The organism is Cellulosimicrobium sp. E-16 (assembly GCF_049913115.1).
Classification (GTDB): Bacteria; Actinomycetota; Actinomycetes; order Actinomycetales; family Cellulomonadaceae; genus Cellulosimicrobium.
The window spans coordinates 4,468,671-4,486,962 of record NZ_CP183974.1 but is presented as its reverse complement, the minus strand read 5'-3'; the positions used below and the strand labels follow the sequence as shown (position 1 = coordinate 4,486,962).

The window sequence follows — 18,292 nt, the reverse complement described above, 5'->3', positions numbered from 1 at the left end:
CCGTCGCACGAGGCTGTCAACACGCCCCGTGTCGTTTCCTCTAGGATCGGAGGCATGCCCGAGCAGAGCGCACCGGCGCAGGCCCCACATCGACGGCGGAGCGAGACGAGCCGCCGCGCCATCCTCACGGCGAGCCTGGACCTGTGCGCAGAGCACGGGTACGGCCCCGTCACGGTCGAGGCGATCGCGGCCCGGGCGGGGGCCAGCAAGAAGACCATCTACCGGTGGTGGCCCTCCAAGGGGGCAGTCGTGCTCGAGGCCCTGGACGACGCGGCGAACCCTGCCGCCGACTTTCCTGACAGCGGGGACCTGCGTGAAGACCTGGTCACGCAGATGGAGGGCCTGGTCCGCGGGTTGTTGTCCGACCGACGCTTCGGCCGGGCTCTCGTCGGGCTCATCGCCGACACGCAACACGATCCTCAGCTCGCGCGGGGCCTCGTCGACGACCTCTTCCGCCCGCGCGTCGACGAGGCGCGCCACCGTCTGGTCACGGCCCGCGACACGAAGCAGATCGACCAGGGGGCCGACCCCGAACTGATCATCGAGTTGCTCTACGCGCCGCTCTACTACCGGCTCCTGCTCCATCAAGGGGAGCTGCACACCGTCGACGAGCTGCGGACGCTCGTCGAGCACGTCCTGCGATCGGTCGCTCGGTCGGCTTGACGTGCCCGCTCGTCATCGTGTTGGGGCCTGATCGCAGGACGACCCTCGCGGTCGGACGGCCTGACGGGCCATCGCACCACCCGTCTCTCCCTCACCAGAAGCCACGATCTCCACGCCGTCGTCGAGCGAGAACGGCGAGGACCGCTGGGGTTGCGCAGCAGGCCCGGGTGGGCGGCCAGACCTTGTCGAACGCCGTCCCGACGACGTTGCGCATCCGCACGAAACCCGCCGCCGGGCTTGCCCGTGCTGTAGCGCGAGTCCGCCGAGTTCTGCCGGTTGTCGCCCATGACGAACAGCATGTCCTCGGGCACGGTCCGGTCGAACGGGTCCCGGCTGGGGATCGAGCCGGGCTTGATGTAGGTCTCGTCGATCGACACCCCGTTGACGCTCACGCGACCTTCCGCGTCGCAGCAGACCACGTGGTCTCCCGGCGTGCCGATCACCCGCTTGATGAGGTGCTCGCCGGTGTCCTGCGGCGCTGACCACGATGATCGCGATCTCGCGCAGCAGCGACAGACGTGGGCGGAGCCCGGTCGGCGCGGCGTCGTCGCCGGCGCCCGACGCCGGACAGGCATCGGTCTCCGTGTCGAGGGTCGAACCAGGGAGCGGATCGCGCAGCGTGGCGTCGTCGAGCACGGGCCTCACCTGCCACGTCGGTGCGCACCCTTGACGCCCCGGATGTCCGTCTCGTAACGTCCGTACTGCACCACGCAAGAAGTTGACAGAAGCCCAGCACAAAGCAGTGCACACGCTGCAACTCTCGAATGCCGCCACGGGTCCGACCGGTGACCATCCCTGACGGGTCGTTCGTGGCACCCCGGGCCGACCGGTCTCGACCTCGGGTCGATCCCGGTGCCGACCCTGAACCAGCCCTGACCCGACCCACCCGCGACGGTGGGCGCGGCACCAGCACTGCCGCGCGCGCCGTCGGGCACCGTTGCCCGCGGGTGGACGAGCCCGCCCTGGCGGGAGAACGAGGACGTTCATGAGAACCCCCTGGAAGCACACGGTCGTGGCGGGCGCCGCGGTGGCGCTCGTCGCGCCGCTGGGCGTCGTCGCCGTGGCGCACGCCGCGGACGCCGCCAACCTGGCGCTCGGCAAGCCGATCGCCGCGTCGTCGGTGACGCAGACCTACGTCGCGGGCAACGCCAACGACGGGAACGCCGGCTCCTACTGGGAGGGCGCGGGAGGGCAGTACCCGTCGCACCTCACCGTCGACCTCGGGGCGGAGGCCGACGTCGACCGCGTCGTCGTCACGCTGCCCCCGCCGTCCGTGTGGTCGTCACGCACGCAGACGTTCAGCGTGCTCGGTCGGTCCGACGGCGAGACGTCGTTCCGGACGCTCAAGGCGTCGGCGGCGTACGGGTTCGACCCCGCGAGCGGCAACAAGGTCGAGATCCCCCTCGACGCCGAGGTCGACGAGGTGCGCCTCGCCTTCACGGTCAACACGGGCGCAGGCAACGGCCAGGTGTCCGAGCTCCAGGTGTGGGGTACGCCCACGGGCGGCACCGACCCGACGGACCCGACCGGGCCGACGGACCCGACCGGCACCAACTACGCGAAGAGCCGTCCCGCCACGGCGTCGTCGACGGAGTGGCAGTTCGTCGCCGGCAACGCGGTCGACGGCAGCGCGACCACCTACTGGGAGGGCGCGGGCGGGCAGTACCCGTCGACGCTCGACGTCGCGCTCGCCGCGCCCACGCAGCTCAGCAGCGTGCGCGTCCGGCTCAACCCCGACGCCGCGTGGGGCCCGCGCACGCAGACGTTCTCCGTGTGGGGGCGCACCGGCACGGGCGCCTGGCAGGAGCTCAAGGCGTCTGCCGGCTACGCGTTCGCGCCGGGCAGCGGCAACCTCGTCGACGTCCCCGTGACCGGCACCGCCACCGACGTGCGCCTGCGGTTCACGGGCAACACCGGCGCGGGCAACGGCCAGGTCGCCGAGCTCGAGGTCTACGGCGCCCCGGCGCCGAACCCCAACCTCACCGTCACCGCGGTGACCGCGTCCCCGGCGTCGCCCACGGCGACCACCCCCGTGACGCTCACGGCGACGGTGAAGAACACGGGCGACCGTGCGTCGTCGGCCACGACGCTCGACGGGAAGCTCGGCGGTTCGACCGCGGGCTCGGCCGCCGTCGCCGCGCTCCAGCCCGGCGCGAGCGCGCAGGTCCAGGTCGCGGCGGGCACCCGGCCCGCGGGCGAGTACACGGTGGGTGCGGTCGTCGACCCGGCGAACACCGTCGTCGAGCAGAACGAGACCGACAACGCGTTCACGGCGACGGCGAAGCTCGTCGTGGGCGAGGCGCCCGGTCCGGACCTCGAGGTCGTCTCGGTCTCCTCGAACCCGGCCAACCCCGCCGTCGGCACGGCCGTGACGTTCTCGGTGCAGGTCCGCAACCGCGGCAACCAGCCTGTCGCGGCCGGGTCGGTGACGCGCGTCGTCGCCGGGTCCACCACGCTCAGCGGCACGACGCCGGCCGTCCCCGCGGGCGCGACCGTCACCGTCACGCCGAGCGGCTCGTGGACCGCCACCAACGGCGGGGCCACCGTGACCGCGACGGCCGACGCCACGGGCGTGGTCGCCGAGACGAACGAGGGCAACAACACCGGCACGCTCGCCGTGACCGTCGGGCGCGGCGCCGCCGTCCCGTACACGACGTACGAGGCGGAGGACGGCCAGCACACGGGCACGCTGCTCCAGACCGACGCGCTGCGCACGTTCGGCCACACGAACTTCGCGACCGAGTCGTCGGGCCGTGAGTCCGTGCGCCTGACCAGCACGGGCCAGTACGTCCAGTTCACGTCCACCAACCCGACGAACTCGATCGTCGTGCGGAGCTCGATCCCCGACGCCCCCGGCGGCGGGGGCCAGGAGAAGACGATCAGCCTCTACGCGGACGGCCAGTTCGTGCAGAAGCTGACGCTGTCGTCGAAGCACGCCTGGCTCTACGGCACGACCGACCAGCCCGAGGGCCTGGTCAACACGCCGGGCGGCGACGCACGCCGGCTCTTCGACGAGTCGCACGCGCTGCTCGGCCGGTCGTTCCCCGCGGGCACGGTGTTCAAGCTCCAGCGCGACGCGGGCGACGACGCCGCGTTCTACGTCATCGACCTCGTCGAGCTCGAGCAGGTCGCCCCGCCGCTGGCCAAGCCCGCGCAGTGCACGTCGATCACCGAGTACGGCGCGGTACCGAACGACGGGCTCGAGGACACGACCGCCATCCAGGCTGCCGTGACCGCGAACCAGAACGGCGACATCGACTGCGTCTGGATCCCGGCGGGGCAGTGGCGCCAGGAGAAGAAGATCCTCACCGACGACCCGCTCAACCGCGGCATGCATAACCAGGTGGGCATCAGCGACGTGACGATCCGCGGCGCGGGCATGTGGCACTCGCAGCTCTACAGCCTCATCCCGCCGCACCTCGCCCCGGGCGTCATCAACCACCCGCACGAGGGCAACTTCGGGTTCGACGTCGACGACAACACCCAGATCTCCGACCTCGCGATCTTCGGCTCCGGCACGATCCGCGGCAACAACGGCCAGGAGGAGGGCGGCGTCGGGCTCAACGGCCGCTTCGGCAAGAACACGAAGATCACCAACGTGTGGATCGAGCACGCGAACGTCGGCGTGTGGGTCGGGCGCGACTACTCCAACATCCCGGAGCTGTGGAACCCGGGTGACGGGCTGGTCTTCTCCGGCATGCGGATCCGCAACACCTACGCGGACGGCATCAACTTCAGCAACGGGACGCGCAACTCGACGGTGGTGAACTCGACGTTCCGCAACACCGGCGACGACGCGCTCGCCGTCTGGGCCAACCCGTACGTCAAGGACCGGGCCGTCGACATCGGGCACTCCAACACGTTCCGCAACAACACCGTCCAGCTCCCGTGGCGTGCCAACGGCATCGCCATCTACGGCGGGTACGACAACTCGATCGAGAACAACCTCGTCTACGACACCATGAACTACCCCGGCATCATGCTGGCGACCGACCACGACCCCCTGCCGTTCTCGGGGACGACGCTCATCGCCAACAACGGCCTCTACCGCACCGGCGGGGCGTTCTGGAACGAGGACCAGGAGTTCGGCGCGATCACGATCTTCCCGCAGACGCACGACATCGTCGGCGTCACCATCCGCGACACGGACATCGTCGACTCCACGTACGACGGCATCCAGTTCAAGAACGGCGGCGGGAACATGCCGGACGTGAAGATCACGAACGTGCGGATCGACCAGTCCAACAACGGCTCCGGCATCCTCGCGATGGGCGGCGCCCGCGGCAACGCGATCCTGTCGAACGTGACCGTCACGAACTCGCGCGACGGCGACGTCGCGAAGGAGCCCGGCTCGCAGTTCACGTTCACGGGCCAGTAAGGGGCCCACTCCGGATCACCCTCGCGGTGCCGAGCACGACGTGGGGGTCGTTATCCGCCGGATAACGGCCCCCAGGTCGTTCTCGAGGGCGAGAACGTCGTGCTCGACGGCGGGCCGTCGGGTCTGGTCATCAGCCACGGTCACACCGGGGTCGCCAGGTGCCGGATGATGTGGCGACCGGGCTCGCCGCGGCGAGATCAGCGCGGCGGCAGCTGGTCGGCGACGGGCTCCGGGGCCGGGGGCACGGTGTCCTCCACGTAGCGCGGGCGGCAGGCGAACCAGCCGCCGACCACCCCGGGAACGGCGGTGGCGGCGAGCACCAGGAGCGGGACGGACCACGACCCGGTCGCCTCGCGCAGCAGGCCCAGGCCGATCGGGCCGAAGCACGCGAGCGCGTACCCGAGGCCCTGGACGAAGCCCGAGACGGCCGACGCGGACTGCGGCGTCCGGGTCCGCCGGTTGATGAGGGTCATGCACAGGGGGAACGTGCTCACCCCGATGCCGAGCGCGCACATCCAGAGCACGGTGCCGTCGAGCGGGGACAGGAGCAGGCCGAGGTATCCGGTCACGAGCACGACGGCGCACACGACGACCACGACGAACGGGTTCGCCAGCCGCGTGGCGAGGTGCGGCACGACCAGCGCGGCGACAATGCCCCAGGCGGAGTAGAGGGCGACCATGGTGCCGCCGAGCGCGGCGCTCCCGCCCGCGTCGGTGAGGACGGCCGGGACCCAGGTGATGATCCCGTAGTTCGACAGCGAGATCGCCGCGAACAGGACCACCAGTCCCCACACGGTCGACGACCGTCCGATCCGCGGCCTCGCCCCGGACGCGGCGGTCGCGGCCGGCGCGTGGTGGTCGGCGGGCAGGCGGGCCGCCAGGACGAGCCAGACGACGGCGGCCAGCGCCGCGGGTCCGGCCCAGATGCCGATCGAGAACCGCCAGGTCGTCGCCTCGGCGACCGGGACCGCCAGGAGCGGGGCGACGAACTGCCCCGTCTGCATGAGGATCAGGTAGAGCGACGTCCACAGGGCGATGCGGTCGGGGAACCAGGCCTTCACCAGGGGGACGATCACGACGTTCGCCGCCCCGATCCCGGCGAGGGCCAGCACGGTCGACGCCACGAGCCAGCCGGTCGACGGGGAGACGGCGCGCAGCACGAGCGACAGGGCCGTCAGCCCCAGCGCCACCGTGGCGGTGCGCTCGAGCCCGAACCTGCGCGTCACCACCGGGGCGAGGAACCCGAAGAGACCGAACGACACCGCGGGGACGGTGCCGAGCAGCCCGGCCACGGCCACGCCGTAGCCGAGGTCGGCGCCGATGATCTCCAGCAGCGGGGTGAACCCCGTGACGGCCGTCCGGAGGTTGATCGCCGTCAGCGCGACGGCGAGCCCGGCCCACAGGGTGAGGCGTGCACGCCCTGCGGGGACGCGGGTAGGGGAGAGTGTCGCCACGTGGAACTCCGCTGCAATGTCGACCGACGATAGGATCATGGGATGAATCTGGAGCAGTCTGACACGCGTGAGCCCCTGCGTCGAGTAGGCCTCATCGACCAGGCGGCGGCACGTTTCCGCGACGAGGTGGTCTCCGGGCGCTGGGCGGTCGGCGAGCGCATCCCGACCGAGGCCGCCCTGGTGGCCGAGTTCGGCATCGGGCGGAACACGGTCCGCGAGGCGCTCCAGTCGCTGGTGCACGCGGGCCTGCTGCGCCGCGAGCAGGGGCGCGGCACGTTCGTCATCTCCCGCTCCGAGCTGACCGGCACCCTCGAGCGCCAGCTCGCCGGCGGGACCCGCCGCCACTACCTGGAGCTGCGCCTCGCGCTCGACAGCACCGCGGCGTCGCTCGCCGCCGCGAGCCGCACGGACGCCGACGTCGTGCTGCTGCGCGAGCTGCGCGACCTGCGGGAGGCGGCGTGGTCGACCGACGACCCCGACGCGCGCGCGAGCGCGGACCTCGACCTGCACCGCGCGATCGTGGAGGCGACGCACAACCCCCTGTACGTCACGCTGTACTCGAGCATGCTCGACGTGTTCGCCGTCCACATGCGCGACGAGGAGAACCAGGACGAGGACGCGGCGCACCGGCACCACCACGAGCTGGTCGAGGCGATCGCCGACGCGGACGCCGCCCGCGCCGCCGCGGCGGTGGCCGCCATCATGGACCCGTTCCTGCGCTGAGCCGCGGCGCTGCCGCCGAACCCGCGCTCAGTCCAGGCAGAACTCGTTGCCCTCGACGTCCTGCATGACGATGCACGACTCGTTCTCCTCGTCCGCGACCATCACGCGCACGCACGTCGCACCGAGGGCGACGAGCCGGTCGCGCTCGGCCTCGAGCGTGGCGAGGCGCTCGGCCCCGACGAGCCCGGTACCGACGCGTACGTCGAGGTGCACCCGGTTCTTCACGACCTTGCCCTCGGGGACCCGCTGGAAGTACAGGCGCGGCCCGACCCCGCCGGGGTCGCTGCACGCGAACCAGGTGTCGCGCTGCTCCGGCGCGAGCGCGGCGTTCGCGTCGTCCCACGTCGCGAAGCCGTCCGGTGGCGACGGCGGGACGTAGCCCAGCACCTCGCACCAGAACCGGGCGACGCGCTCCGGCTGCGCGCAGTCGAACGTGACCTGGACCTGCCTGACCGTCGTCGTCATCCCGCCACCCTAGGCGTGCGGGTCCTCCTGGCCGGAGGGCATTTCCGGCCCTGACGCATCCGTCACCGGTGCGTCCGCCACCGGCGTGGTCGGCGCCGGTGCGGTCGGCGCCGCAGGGAACGTGCGTCGCGCGACGAGGACCACGACGAGCGCGACGGCGACGATCCCCGCCCCGACGAACGGGACGACGTCGAGCCCGGAGCGCGCGAGGACGAGCGCGCCGAGCGCGGCGCCCCCGCCGATGCCGACGTTCGACGTCGCGTTGACGAGCGCGCCCGTGAGATCGGGTGACGCCCCGTGCGCGCGGATCGCCGCCGCCTGGAACACCGGCGCGACGGCGCCGAACCCCGCGCTCCACACCCCGATGGCGACGAGCACCCCGACGGTCCCGGGGAACGCCAGCCCCACGGCGAGCATGCCGGCCACGACCGCGACGAGCGTCACGACCGTCGTCCGGCGCGGCCGGTGGTCGAGGCGCGCGGCGGCGAACGCCGTCCCGACGAGCCCGAGCGCCCCGAGCACGAGGAGCGCCGGGCCGAGCGCCGACTCCTGGAGGCCCGCGCCCAGCAGCAAGAGCGACACGAAGGTGTAGACGGTGTACTGGCCCAGATACGCGAGGGAGTTGGTGGTCGTCGCCACCGCGAGCGCGGAGCGCCGGCTCGCGCTCGACGCGTCCGACGGCGGAGCGCCGCCCCCGGGCACGGGCGGCAGCAGGAACGCGATGAGCACGGTGGCCAGCGCGCACGCGCCCGCGAGGACGCCGAACGCGGGACGCCAGCCGATCGCGGTGCCGAGCGTCGTCGTCAGCGGGACGCCGAGCACGAACCCGACGGCCGCGCCCGCGGTGACGAGCGAGAGCGCGCGGCCGGTGAGGTGCGGCAGCACGAGCCGGGTCGCGTACCCGATGCTCACCGAGAAGAACACCGCGTGCGACGCGCCGCCCAGGGCTCGCGCCGCCGCGACGACGGCGAACGTCGGCGCGACGGCGACGAGCACGTTGCTCACCGTGTAGAGCCCGAGCGTCGTCAGCAGCAGGCCCTTGCGCGGGAGGCGCGCCGTGCCGAGCGTCAGCGGCACGGCGAGCGCCGCGACCATGACCGCGTACGCCGTGACGAGCAGCCCCGCGACGGACTCCGTGACGTCGAGGTCCGCGCTGAGCAGCGGCAGCAGCCCGACGGGCACGAGCTCGGTCGTGATGGCGACGAACGTCGCGAGGCCGAGGGCGACGATGCCGCCCATCGCCTCGCGGACCGTGCCGGGCCGGAAGGGGGCGGTCATGCGTCCGTCTCGGCCTGCAGGGGAGCGGGGTGGTCGAGGGCGACAGCGCGCAGCATGCTCCCACCCTAGGAGGACGGCGCCGCCGCGGGCTGAGCCACGGCCTGCTCGGCGGCGCGGCTGACGTGCTCCCACGCGGCCCAGGTCTCGAGGCGCCGGGCCGTGACGTGCTGCGCGACGTCGTAGACCATGCTGCCCAGGAGCAGGCGCAGCGGCGGGTCGTCGCTGTCGACGAGCGTGAGCATCGCCTCGGCGGCGAGCCGCGGGTCGCTGTCCACGGACCCGTCGGCCCACTGGCGCTCGAGCTCGGCGCGCAGGGGCGCGTACGGCTCGGCGGGGGTGGTCGAGGCCATGCTCGTGTACAGGTCGGTCCAGTAGCCGCCGGGCTGCACGACGGTGACCTTCACGCCGAACGACGCGGCCTCCGCCGCGAGGGCCTCGCTCATGCCCTCGAGCGCGAACTTGCTCGCGCTGTACAGCCCCGTGCTCGGGAAGCCGCCGAGCGCGGCGATGCTCGAGACCTGGAGCAGGTGCCCCGAGCCCTGCGCCCGCAGGTGCGGCAGCACCGCCTGGCTGACCCACAGGGCGCCGAAGAAGTTGACCTCGAGCTGGGCGCGGGCCTCGGTCTCGGTGAACTCCTCGACCATGCCCATGGACAGGGTGCCGGCGTTGTTCACGACGACGTCGAGGTGGCCGAAGCGGTCGACCGCGGTCGCCGCCGCGGCGTCGACCGCGCTCTTGTCGGTGACGTCCAGGGCCAGCGCGAGGACGCGGTCGTGGTGCCGGGCGTCGAACGCGTCGGCGCTCGCGGTCCGCGCCGCGGCGACCACCCGGTCGCCGCGCTCGAGCGCGGCGACGGCGAGCGCGTGCCCCAGGCCGCGGCTCGCGCCGGTGATGAACCACGTGCGGGGAGAGGGGGAGGTGTGGCGCACGGGATGCTCCTCTGATGAGACGAGACGTTGCGTCTCGTTGAGAGGTCGACCGTAGGACACGTCCGCGCGTTTGGCAATACGCAACGTCTCGTCTCGGGCCGGACTAGGCTGAGCGCATGTCGACCCCCGACCCCGCACGCCGCAACGAGAGCTCACGCCGCGCCGTCCTCACGGCCACGCTCGACCTCCTCCAGGAGGTGCCCTACGCGCGCCTGAGCATCGAGGGCATCGCGACGCGCGCCGGCGTCGGCAAGCAGACGATCTACCGCTGGTGGCCCTCGAAGGCCGCCGTCCTCTTCGACGCGTTCCTCCTCCTCAGCGAGGCGGGGGAGGGCGAGGCGCCGCAGCTCCCCGACACCGGAGACCTCCGGGCCGACCTCACCCTCGTGCTCCGGGCGACCGTCGCCGAGCTGAACGACCCCCGCCTCGCCGAGCCGATGCGCGCGCTGGCCACCGAGGTGGCGCACGACGAGTCGCTGGCCGCGGCGTACCACGAGCGCCTCGACGCCCCGCTCCGCGAGGCCAAGCGGGCAAGGTTGCGCAGCGCGCAGGAGGCCGGGGAGCTGGCCGACGACCTCGACCTCGACGTCGCGGCCGACATCATCTGGGGTCCCGTGCTGAACCGGTGGCTCCAGCGCAGCGGTCCCCTGACCGACGAGTACGTCGACGCGCTGCTCGACATCGCGCTCCGCGGGATGCTGCGGCGCGCCGAGGCCTCCTGACGGCCGTGCGCGTCGAACCGGTGACCGGGGGCGTCCTCGTGGACCGTGTCGTGGACCTCGTCCTCGGGTTCCGGCGCGGCGACCAGGCGACGGGGCCTGACGGCGCGGTGCGGCTCCTCGTCGACGGCCACCCGTCCACACGGCCCGAGGCGCTCGCGGACCTGCTGGTCGCACCCCTGCGGGCTGCCGGCCGACCGGTCGCGCGGGTGCGTGTGCAGGACTTCTGGCGTCCCGCGTCGCTGCGGCTCGAGCACGGCCGGGAGGACCCGGACGCGCTGCTCGACGCGTGGATCGACGTGGCGGGCCTCAACCGCGAGGTGCTCGACGCCGTCGGCCCGGGCGGGCCCGGGCGCTACGTGCCGAGCCTGCGCGACCCCGCGACGAGCCGGTCCACGCGCGCGGCGTACGTCGCCGCGGAGCCGGGGCTCGTCGTCGTGCTCGACGGCGCGCTGTCCCTCGGCCACGGGCTCTCCGTCGACCTCTCCGTCCACCTGGCGCTGCGCGCGCCGACGCTCGCGCGCCGCACCGCGCCCGAGGACACCTGGACGCTCGACGCGTACGCGCGCTACGAGCGGGACGTGCGGCCCGCGGAGGTGGCCGACGTCGTCGCGCGGGTCGACGACGCGCGGCACCCGGCGCTCGTCGTGCGCTGACGCGCGTCCTCGGGCATCGCGCGCTGACACCCGCAGTCGGGTGGTGCGCTCAGCGGGGCAGGTGCGTCTCGACGAGGTCGACGATCGCCGGGTCGTCGGGCAGGGTGCGGGGGCGGAAGCGGTGCACCTCGCCGCCGGGCACGACGACGAACTTCTCGAAGTTCCACGTGACCCGGCCGGCCTTGCCCTCGGCGTCCTCGGCCTTCTTCAGCTCCTGGTAGAGCGGGTGGGCGTGGCGTCCGTTGACGCGCACACGGTCGACCACGGGGAACGTCACGCCGTACGTGAGCGAGCAGAACTCCTGGATCGCCTCGTTCGTGCCGAGCTCCTGGAGGAACTGGTTGCTCGGGAACCCGATGACCGTGAACCCGCGGTCGCGATACTTCTCCTGCATCGCCTCGAGCGTCGCGTACTGCGGCGCGAGGCCGCACCGCGAGGCGACGTTCACGACGAGCACGACGTCGTCCGCGTGCTCGCGCAGGGTGTGCGTCGTCCCGTCCATGGCGTCGAACGGGATGTCGTACAGGCTCATGCGGGACTCTCCTGACGGTCGGACGGTGTTGTTCGCCTCCCATCCTGCACCCGACGACGCCCGAGATGTGAAGATCCGGGGTCGAGGTCGCGCCCGCGGTCGCCGCGGAGCACCCCGCCCGCAAGACTCGCCTCATGGCCACCCCGGACCCGGACGACCTCGGCTCAGACGGCACCTCGCGCCTCGGGCGCGCGGTCGTCGGCGTGGTCGTGGGGATCGCGATCTTCGCGTTCGTGGGAGTCGTGGGGTACTTCCTCTTCATGTCGTACGCGATGCAGCAGTGGGCGGACTCGTACGACTCCTCGGCCACCGAGGTCACGGCGACGGCGCAGGACGAGGACACGGCCGCCGTCGGGCAGGAGTCCGGGCTCGACGCGTCCAACGAGGCATACCGGCAGCGGATGGGCACGCCCGAGGACCACGCCGAGGCGGCGCTCTCCGTGCCTGCGGTCCAGACCGCTCTCGAGCCGCTCGCCGACGGGTCCGCCGTCACGGGTGACGAGGTCTGGGACACGCTCGTCGCGGCGGGCTACGAGCACGTGCAGGTCTCAGACCAGAACGCGAGCGGTGATCTCGTCCCGGTCGTCGGCGTGGGCGTCGGGGTGCCCGGCGGCTGCGTGTACGGGGCGGTCACGCCCGACGCCGTCACGCTCGAGGCCGGGGGGCCGATCGCCGACGGCGGGTGCCTGGAGATGCCGTCGCACTGACGTCCCGCAGGTGCCGACGCGAGATCGGCCCGAGCGTCCGAGATCGACCTTCGGTGGGTCGATCTCGCGACCTGCGGGTCGACCTGGGTACGGTCAACGGGGCGGGCGACGGAGCCCCCGCAGGTGACGGAGGGTGAGAGATGCGGATCGAGGGCACGGTCGCCCTGGTGACAGGAGGGGCCTCGGGCCTCGGGCGCGCGACGGCGGAGGGCCTGGTCGCGGCGGGGGCGCGGGTGGTCCTCGCGGACCTCGCGTCGTCCGACGGCGTCGCGGTCGCCGGTGCGCTGGGCGACGCGGCGCGGTTCGTCCCCACGGACGTGACGAGCGAGGCCGACGTCGCGCGGGCGCTCGACGCGGCGGACGCCCTCGGCGGGGCGCGCGTCGTCGTGAGCTGCGCCGGGGTCGTGCTTGCGCAGCGCGTGCTCGGCAAGTCCGGGGTGCACGCCCTCGACGCGTTCCGGCGGGTCGTGGACGTCAACCTCGTGGGGACGTTCAACGTCGTCCGGCTCGCGGCCGAGCGCATGCTCGCGCTCGACCCGCTGGGGCCCAGCGGGTCTGACGGTGAGGACCCTGCCGGGGAGGAGCGCGGCGTCGTCGTGCAGACCGCGTCGGTCGCGGCGTTCGACGGGCAGGTCGGGCAGGCCGCCTACGCGGCCTCCAAGGCGGGCGTCGCCGGCCTCACGCTGCCGCTCGCGCGCGACCTCGCGCAGCACCGGATCCGGGTCATGACCATCGCGCCGGGCATCTTCCGCACCCCGATGATGGCGTCGCTGCCCGAGGCGGCGCAGGAGTCGCTCGGCGCGCAGGTGCCGCACCCGAGCCGGCTCGGCCGCCCGGAGGAGTACGCGCACCTGGTGCGCGCGATTGTCGAGAACCCGATGCTCAACGGCGAGGTGATCCGCCTCGACGGCGCGATCCGCATGGCGCCGCGCTGAGCGCACGGACCACGGGCGCGCCGCGGCGCGGACCACGGGATCGCGGGCCACCGCCCGCACGAGAGGAGGAGGACGATGCCGCCGTACACGACGGCGACCGACTTCCGCGCCGACCTGCTCGCGCGCGCGACCGCGGCCCAGCGCCGCGCCTACACGCGGTACTTCCCCGGCGACGACACGCTCGCCGGGGTGCGCATGGGCGACGTCTTCACGCTCGCGAAGAGCGCGCTCGACCTCCCGGTCGACCAGATCGAGCTGCTGCTCGAGGACCGGGTGCACGAGGTGCGAGCCGGCGGCTGCTCGATCATGGGCAAGGCGGCGACCGCGCGGCGCGTGACCGTCGAACGGCACGCGGAGCTCGTCGAGCTCTTCCTGCGCCGCCACGACCGGATCGACACGTGGGACCTCGTGGACCTCACCGCGTACCAGGTGCTCGGGTCGTGGCTCGTCGACCGGCCGCGCGACGTCCTCGACGACCTCGCACGCGCCCCCGACTGGCCGCGGCGTCGCTCGGCGATCGTCGCGACGGCCGCCTTCCTGCGCCGCGGTCAGGTCGACGACACGTTCCGGCTCTCCGAGGTCCTCGTCGACGACCCTGAGCCCTACGTGCAGAAGGGCGTGGGCTGGATGCTGCGCCACGCGGGCGACGTCGAGCCCGAGCGGCTGCGCGCGTTCCTCGAGGACCACGCCGCGACCATGCCGCGCGACGTGCTGCGCGCCGCGGTGGAGAAGCTGCCGCCCGCGGAGCGCAAGGAGTGGCTCGCGCGCTGACGGGCGCGGACGAGCGGGGAGCGACGTCATGACCGAGGACCCGAGGACCCGCGCGGCCTTCGCGGCGCTGCTGCGCGCGTGGGGCGACGCGCTCGTCGCGAACGACCCTGCCGCGATCGACGCGTTCGTCGACCCGGGCTGGGTGGTCGTGGGGACGGACGGGAACGCCCAGCCGCGCGACGGCTTCCTCGCGGTCGTCGCGTCGGGCGAGCTCGTGCACACCGAGATGTCGTCGGAGCTCGTCACGGTGAGCGTGCACGACGACGTCGCGGTCACCCTCGCCCGCGGCGTCTCCGCGGGCACGTGGCGGGGGACGCCGTTCCGCGACGAGGAGTGGTCGGTCGACACGTTCGTCCGTCGCGGCGACGCGTGGCGCTGCGTCCACACCGCGGTCGTCCCCGCCAGGTCGGGCGGGACGTGACCGACGGGAGCCCGCGGCCCAGCCCGGGTGCGGCGTGCTCGGGCTCGCCGAAGACCGCCCATCGAAGAACTTTCGACTTTTGATTGACACCCGACAGAAGCTTCGTAGGATGACGACCGGGTGGTAGGTGAGAGCCCGCCCGACACCGTTGGACGCGCTCCTCCGGCACGACGACGTGCGGAGGACTCGCTCGAGGACGAGACGAGGAGGACCAGACGCAGGGCGCTGTTCGGCCCTGACCAGGACGGACGACGAAGCGGGCCGCCCGAGGACCTGTCGGCGACGACGAGCGCCGAGTGCCGCTGACTCGCTGCCGACCTGTACCACCGCGGTGCGACTCGCCCGAGCCGCACCGTCACATCCCTCGAAGGAGAGACGATGAGCAAGTCTCAGATGACGCGCCGCAGCCTGATCAAGGCGCTCGCGGCGTCGACCGTGGCAGTCGGCCTCGGTGCCGCCGTCGCCCCGGTGGCCAACGCCGCCCCCGCTCCCACCGCGGCCGGGCCGCTCGCGGCCGCGGGCAACGGTCGCCTGGTCCCCCCGGGCAAGATCGGCATCCAGCTCTACTCGATCCGTGACAAGGTCTCGAGCCTCGGGTTCCGGACGGTGTTCGAGCAGCTCGCCGACATCGGCTACTCCGAGATCGAGTTCGCCGGCTACACGCAGGGTCAGGTCGGCGCGATCACGCCGGAGGAGATCCGCCAGCTCCTCGACGACAACGGGCTGCGCGCCGTCGGCTCCCACGTCAGCATCAACGCGCTGCGCAACGACCTCCCGCGCCAGCTCGAGATCGCCAACATCCTCGGCATGCCGCACGTCGGCACGGCCAACGCCCCGTCGAACGTCAACACGGTCGACGGGTACCGCGCCGCCGCGGACGAGTTCAACGCCTGGGGCGCCCAGGCGAGCGCCGCAGGGCTCAAGCTCTACCAGCACAACCACGCGGGAGAGTTCGCGTTCGCGACGGACCAGCCCGAGGTGCGTCTCTACGACGTCTTCTTCGACAACACGGACCCGCGCACCGTGTTCCTCGAGATGGACGTCTACTGGGCCTTCGTGGGCCAGTACCGCTTCCCCGGCTTCGAGCCCATCGACTACGTGCGCAACAACCCGCACCGCTACCCGCTCCTGCACCTCAAGGACGGCGCGCGCAACGAGGCGAACCCGAACGGGTTCGACATCATCGAGTTCGACGCGGGCGACCTGCCCTACCGCGAGTTCCTCCGTGCGACGAAGGCACGTGGGACGCGCTGGGGCATCTGGGAGCAGGACAACGCCCCCACGACGGCCGTCCCGCCGAACCCGGTCGACTCGTTCGGCAACGCCCGGCGCAGCTACACGTCGATCCTCGGCCTGCGCGGCTGAGGCACCCGGCCTCGAGGGCCCCGTCCGCGGCTGCGCGGGCGGGGCCCTCGTGCGTGCGCGGTCAGACGTCGCGCACGAACGCCCGGAGACCCGCGAGCACCGCGGGCCCGTCGTCGCCGCCGAGGAACCCGTGGCTGGCGCCGGGCACCTCGACGAGCTGGCAGCGGACGCCGTCGCGCGCGCACGACGCGGCGAGCGTCCGCGCCTCGGGGAGCAGCGCGTCCTGGTCGCCGACCGCGAGGAACGTCGCCGGGAGCCGCGACGCGTCGAGGTCGAGCCGCGGCGCGTCCTCGAGGCCCTCCACGCGCGCCCACGCGCGGAAGGACTCGGCGGACAGCGCGGCGTCGGGCCCGCCCGGTCGGTCCCGGTCGAACGACCCGAGCGTGAGGTCGAGGTTGGGGTTGGTGAGCGCCAGCCACGCCGGGGCGAGCGGCGTGCCGTGCGCCCGGTGTGCGGCGGCGACCGCGACCGCCCCGCCCGCCGAGTCGCCGAACAGCGCCAGCCGCTCGACCCCTTCCGCGCCGAGGAGCGCGAGCGCGACGAGCGCGTCGTCGGCCGCCTCGACGAGCGTGCCCTCGGGCGCGAGCCGGTAGTCGACCGAGACGACGACGGTCGCGAGCGTGGTCGCGATGCGCCGGCACGAGGCGTCCTGGAGCTCCAGGTCCCCGAACAGCCCGTACCCGCCGTGCAGGAACACGACCGCCGAGCCGGCGCCGTGCGCCTCCGGGACGTAGCGGCGCATCGCGACGCCGTCCCGGGTCTCGTCCCGGATCGTTCCCGCGAACGGCTGCCGGGGCCGGACCAGGGCGCGCTCGCGCGCCTCACGCCGCAGCGCCGTGACCTTCTCGGCGAGCTCCACGGGTCGATTCTCGGTCATGCGACCGGGCACCGCGGACGAGGCGGACGACCGTGGTCCTCCCTCGCGGGACCGCCGTCCTCGCTCGCGTGACCACCGCTCTACCTCGCGGGCTCGGCGTCCTCCGCGGGGGTCGTCGTGGCGGGGTGGGGCGCCGGGTGGGGGAGCGGGCGCACCTGGCCGGCCACGGCGAGGGACAGGACGGTCGCGGCGCAGATGACCAGGAGCATGTGGCGGGCCCCCACCTGGTCGACGAGCAGGCCGAGCAGCGGCGGCGCGGTGAGCATGGCGACGGTCGAGAACGACGTCGCGACGGCGACGCGCGGCGCGGCGTGGGCGGGGTCGTCGGAGGCAGCGGCGATGGCGACGGGGTTGGCGAGCGCGGCGCCGCAGCCCCACAGCACGATGCCGACCCACGCGAGCGGGAGGCTCGGCGCGAGGCCGAAGACGAGCAGGCCGACGAGCGCGGAGACGCCTGACGCGCGCAGCACCGACACGCGCCCGAAGCGGTCGATGAGACCCGTCCCGGCGAAGCGGAACACCGTCATCGCGCCGACGAACGTGCCGTACGCGACGGCGCCGAGCGCCTCGCGCACCTCGAACCCGTCGACGACGGCGATCGAGAGCCAGTTGCCCGCCGACCCTTCGGACAGCGACGACGCGAGCAGCACGAGCCCGATGAGCAGCGTGCGCGGCTCGCGCCACGCGGCGAGCGCGGCGCGGACCCCGGCCCCACGGCGGGGCGAGGTCGCGGCCGCGGGTGCGGCGCCGTCGACCAGGTCCGTGGTGCCCGCCGACGCAGGCGCGCCGGAGGCGACCTGGTCGGGCGCGAGCGCGGTCGCGGGGGCGATGAGCACGGCGCGCGCCACCGTGACGGCGAGCGTCACGACGAGGATCTGCGCGGTGATGCCGACGTGCGCCCACGAGAACGCGGCCGCGACGAGCGCGCCGCACGCGGCGCCGATGGAGAACGCGGCGTGGAAGTGGGGGAGGATCGCCCGCCCCACGTGCTGCTCGACGGACGCCGCGCAGATGTTGATCGGCACGTTGGTCAGTGCGCCGCACACGCCGTTGAGGAACGCGCCGACCGCGAAGAGGACGACGCCGCCCGTGCCGGTGCCGAGCGCGACGAGCCCGAACCCGACCACGTTCCCCACGGTCGCGACGACGAGGGTCGTGCGGCTGCCGAACCGTGCCACGACGGCGCCCGCGGACACCACGGACACGAGCGACCCCAGGCCGCCGACGACGAGCAGCAGGCCGAGCTGGCTCGCGCTGATCCCGAGCGCCTCCCGGACCGAGGGCAGGCGGCTCATCCACGACGCGCCGATGACCCCGAACAGCCCGAACTGCACCATGAGCGCCCAGCGGGCGCGCGCGACGACCGCGCGGTCCGTCAGGGCGCGGTCGGACCCGGAAACAGGTGGGGTTCTTGACACT

General features: G+C 73.3%; 18 protein-coding genes. 10 read left to right on the top strand and 8 right to left on the bottom strand.

Annotated elements, in window-relative coordinates; all coding sequences use genetic code 11:
- Window positions 1–54 precede the first annotated feature (54 nt).
- On the top strand, window positions 55–663 hold the full coding sequence (locus ACN9MS_RS19715) for a TetR/AcrR family transcriptional regulator (RefSeq protein ID WP_426310072.1): 609 nt from the start codon (window positions 55–57) through the stop codon (window positions 661–663).
- Here ACN9MS_RS19715 and lepB read toward each other — a convergent pair.
- Window positions 585–1,238 carry a signal peptidase I gene (gene lepB, locus ACN9MS_RS19710; protein ID WP_426310071.1) on the bottom strand — a complete coding sequence of 218 codons (654 nt, stop codon included), beginning with the start codon at window positions 1,236–1,238 and terminating at the stop codon, window positions 585–587. The genes ACN9MS_RS19715 and lepB overlap by 79 nt on opposite strands.
- 410 nt (window positions 1,239–1,648) lie before the next feature.
- On the opposite strand from lepB, the gene ACN9MS_RS19705 reads away from it, so the two are divergent.
- The gene (locus tag ACN9MS_RS19705; protein ID WP_426310070.1) at window positions 1,649–5,041 is read left to right on the top strand and encodes a CARDB domain-containing protein; all 3,393 of its coding nucleotides are present in this window, start codon (window positions 1,649–1,651) and stop codon (window positions 5,039–5,041) included.
- Window positions 5,042–5,238: 197 nt separating this feature from the next.
- On the opposite strand, the gene ACN9MS_RS19700 is transcribed toward ACN9MS_RS19705, so the two are convergent.
- Entirely contained in the window at window positions 5,239–6,534 is a 1,296-nt protein-coding gene (locus ACN9MS_RS19700) for a CynX/NimT family MFS transporter (RefSeq protein ID WP_426310069.1), read from the bottom strand.
- A 3-nt stretch (window positions 6,535–6,537) separates the two neighbouring features.
- Between ACN9MS_RS19700 and ACN9MS_RS19695 the strand changes: the two genes are divergently transcribed.
- A complete protein-coding gene (locus ACN9MS_RS19695) occupies window positions 6,538–7,218 on the top strand; it encodes a FadR/GntR family transcriptional regulator (protein WP_426310068.1) in 681 nt (226 codons plus the stop codon).
- A gap of 27 nt (window positions 7,219–7,245) precedes the next feature.
- Here ACN9MS_RS19695 and ACN9MS_RS19690 read toward each other — a convergent pair whose 3' ends face one another.
- The 3 genes from ACN9MS_RS19690 to ACN9MS_RS19680 form a co-directional block, all read right to left on the bottom strand.
- Window positions 7,246–7,683 carry a VOC family protein gene (locus tag ACN9MS_RS19690; RefSeq protein WP_426310067.1) on the bottom strand — a complete coding sequence of 146 codons (438 nt, stop codon included), beginning with the start codon at window positions 7,681–7,683 and terminating at the stop codon, window positions 7,246–7,248.
- Between the two features lie 9 nt (window positions 7,684–7,692).
- Complete coding sequence (locus ACN9MS_RS19685; protein WP_426310066.1) at window positions 7,693–8,961, bottom strand: MFS transporter; 1,269 nt, start codon at window positions 8,959–8,961, stop codon at window positions 7,693–7,695.
- A 65-nt stretch (window positions 8,962–9,026) separates the two neighbouring features.
- Entirely contained in the window at window positions 9,027–9,890 is an 864-nt protein-coding gene (locus ACN9MS_RS19680; protein WP_426310065.1) for an SDR family NAD(P)-dependent oxidoreductase, read from the bottom strand.
- Between the two features lie 116 nt (window positions 9,891–10,006).
- Here ACN9MS_RS19680 and ACN9MS_RS19675 point away from each other — a divergent pair, with 116 nt between their 5' ends.
- Together ACN9MS_RS19675 and ACN9MS_RS19670 are read left to right on the top strand one after the other, a co-directional pair.
- On the top strand, window positions 10,007–10,612 hold the full coding sequence (locus ACN9MS_RS19675) for a TetR/AcrR family transcriptional regulator (protein ID WP_426310064.1): 606 nt from the start codon (window positions 10,007–10,009) through the stop codon (window positions 10,610–10,612).
- A 5-nt stretch (window positions 10,613–10,617) separates the two neighbouring features.
- Complete coding sequence (locus ACN9MS_RS19670; RefSeq protein WP_426310063.1) at window positions 10,618–11,265, top strand: uridine kinase; 648 nt, start codon at window positions 10,618–10,620, stop codon at window positions 11,263–11,265.
- A gap of 49 nt (window positions 11,266–11,314) precedes the next feature.
- On the opposite strand, the gene ACN9MS_RS19665 is transcribed toward ACN9MS_RS19670, so the two are convergent.
- Window positions 11,315–11,797 carry a glutathione peroxidase gene (locus tag ACN9MS_RS19665; RefSeq protein ID WP_378230090.1) on the bottom strand — a complete coding sequence of 161 codons (483 nt, stop codon included), beginning with the start codon at window positions 11,795–11,797 and terminating at the stop codon, window positions 11,315–11,317.
- Between the two features lie 134 nt (window positions 11,798–11,931).
- On the opposite strand from ACN9MS_RS19665, the gene ACN9MS_RS19660 reads away from it, so the two are divergent.
- From ACN9MS_RS19660 to ACN9MS_RS19640, 5 genes are all read left to right on the top strand, one after another.
- Window positions 11,932–12,504: a DUF6993 domain-containing protein gene (locus ACN9MS_RS19660; RefSeq protein ID WP_426310062.1), complete on the top strand. Its 573-nt coding sequence runs from the start codon at window positions 11,932–11,934 to the stop codon at window positions 12,502–12,504.
- A 140-nt stretch (window positions 12,505–12,644) separates the two neighbouring features.
- Window positions 12,645–13,439 carry an SDR family NAD(P)-dependent oxidoreductase gene (locus ACN9MS_RS19655; RefSeq protein WP_426310061.1) on the top strand — a complete coding sequence of 265 codons (795 nt, stop codon included), beginning with the start codon at window positions 12,645–12,647 and terminating at the stop codon, window positions 13,437–13,439.
- Between the two features lie 75 nt (window positions 13,440–13,514).
- Window positions 13,515–14,210, top strand: a complete 696-nt coding sequence (locus tag ACN9MS_RS19650) for a DNA alkylation repair protein (RefSeq protein ID WP_426310060.1) — start codon at window positions 13,515–13,517, stop codon at window positions 14,208–14,210.
- A 28-nt stretch (window positions 14,211–14,238) separates the two neighbouring features.
- A complete protein-coding gene (locus ACN9MS_RS19645) occupies window positions 14,239–14,631 on the top strand; it encodes a nuclear transport factor 2 family protein (RefSeq protein WP_426310059.1) in 393 nt (130 codons plus the stop codon).
- 378 nt (window positions 14,632–15,009) lie between these two features.
- On the top strand, window positions 15,010–15,996 hold the full coding sequence (locus ACN9MS_RS19640) for a sugar phosphate isomerase/epimerase family protein (protein WP_426310058.1): 987 nt from the start codon (window positions 15,010–15,012) through the stop codon (window positions 15,994–15,996).
- A gap of 61 nt (window positions 15,997–16,057) precedes the next feature.
- Here ACN9MS_RS19640 and ACN9MS_RS19635 read toward each other — a convergent pair whose 3' ends face one another.
- Both ACN9MS_RS19635 and ACN9MS_RS19630 read right to left on the bottom strand, forming a co-directional pair.
- On the bottom strand, window positions 16,058–16,855 hold the full coding sequence (locus ACN9MS_RS19635) for an alpha/beta hydrolase (protein ID WP_426310057.1): 798 nt from the start codon (window positions 16,853–16,855) through the stop codon (window positions 16,058–16,060).
- 98 nt (window positions 16,856–16,953) lie between these two features.
- Complete coding sequence (locus ACN9MS_RS19630; RefSeq protein ID WP_426310056.1) at window positions 16,954–18,291, bottom strand: MFS transporter; 1,338 nt, start codon at window positions 18,289–18,291, stop codon at window positions 16,954–16,956.
- Window position 18,292: the final 1 nt, after the last annotated feature.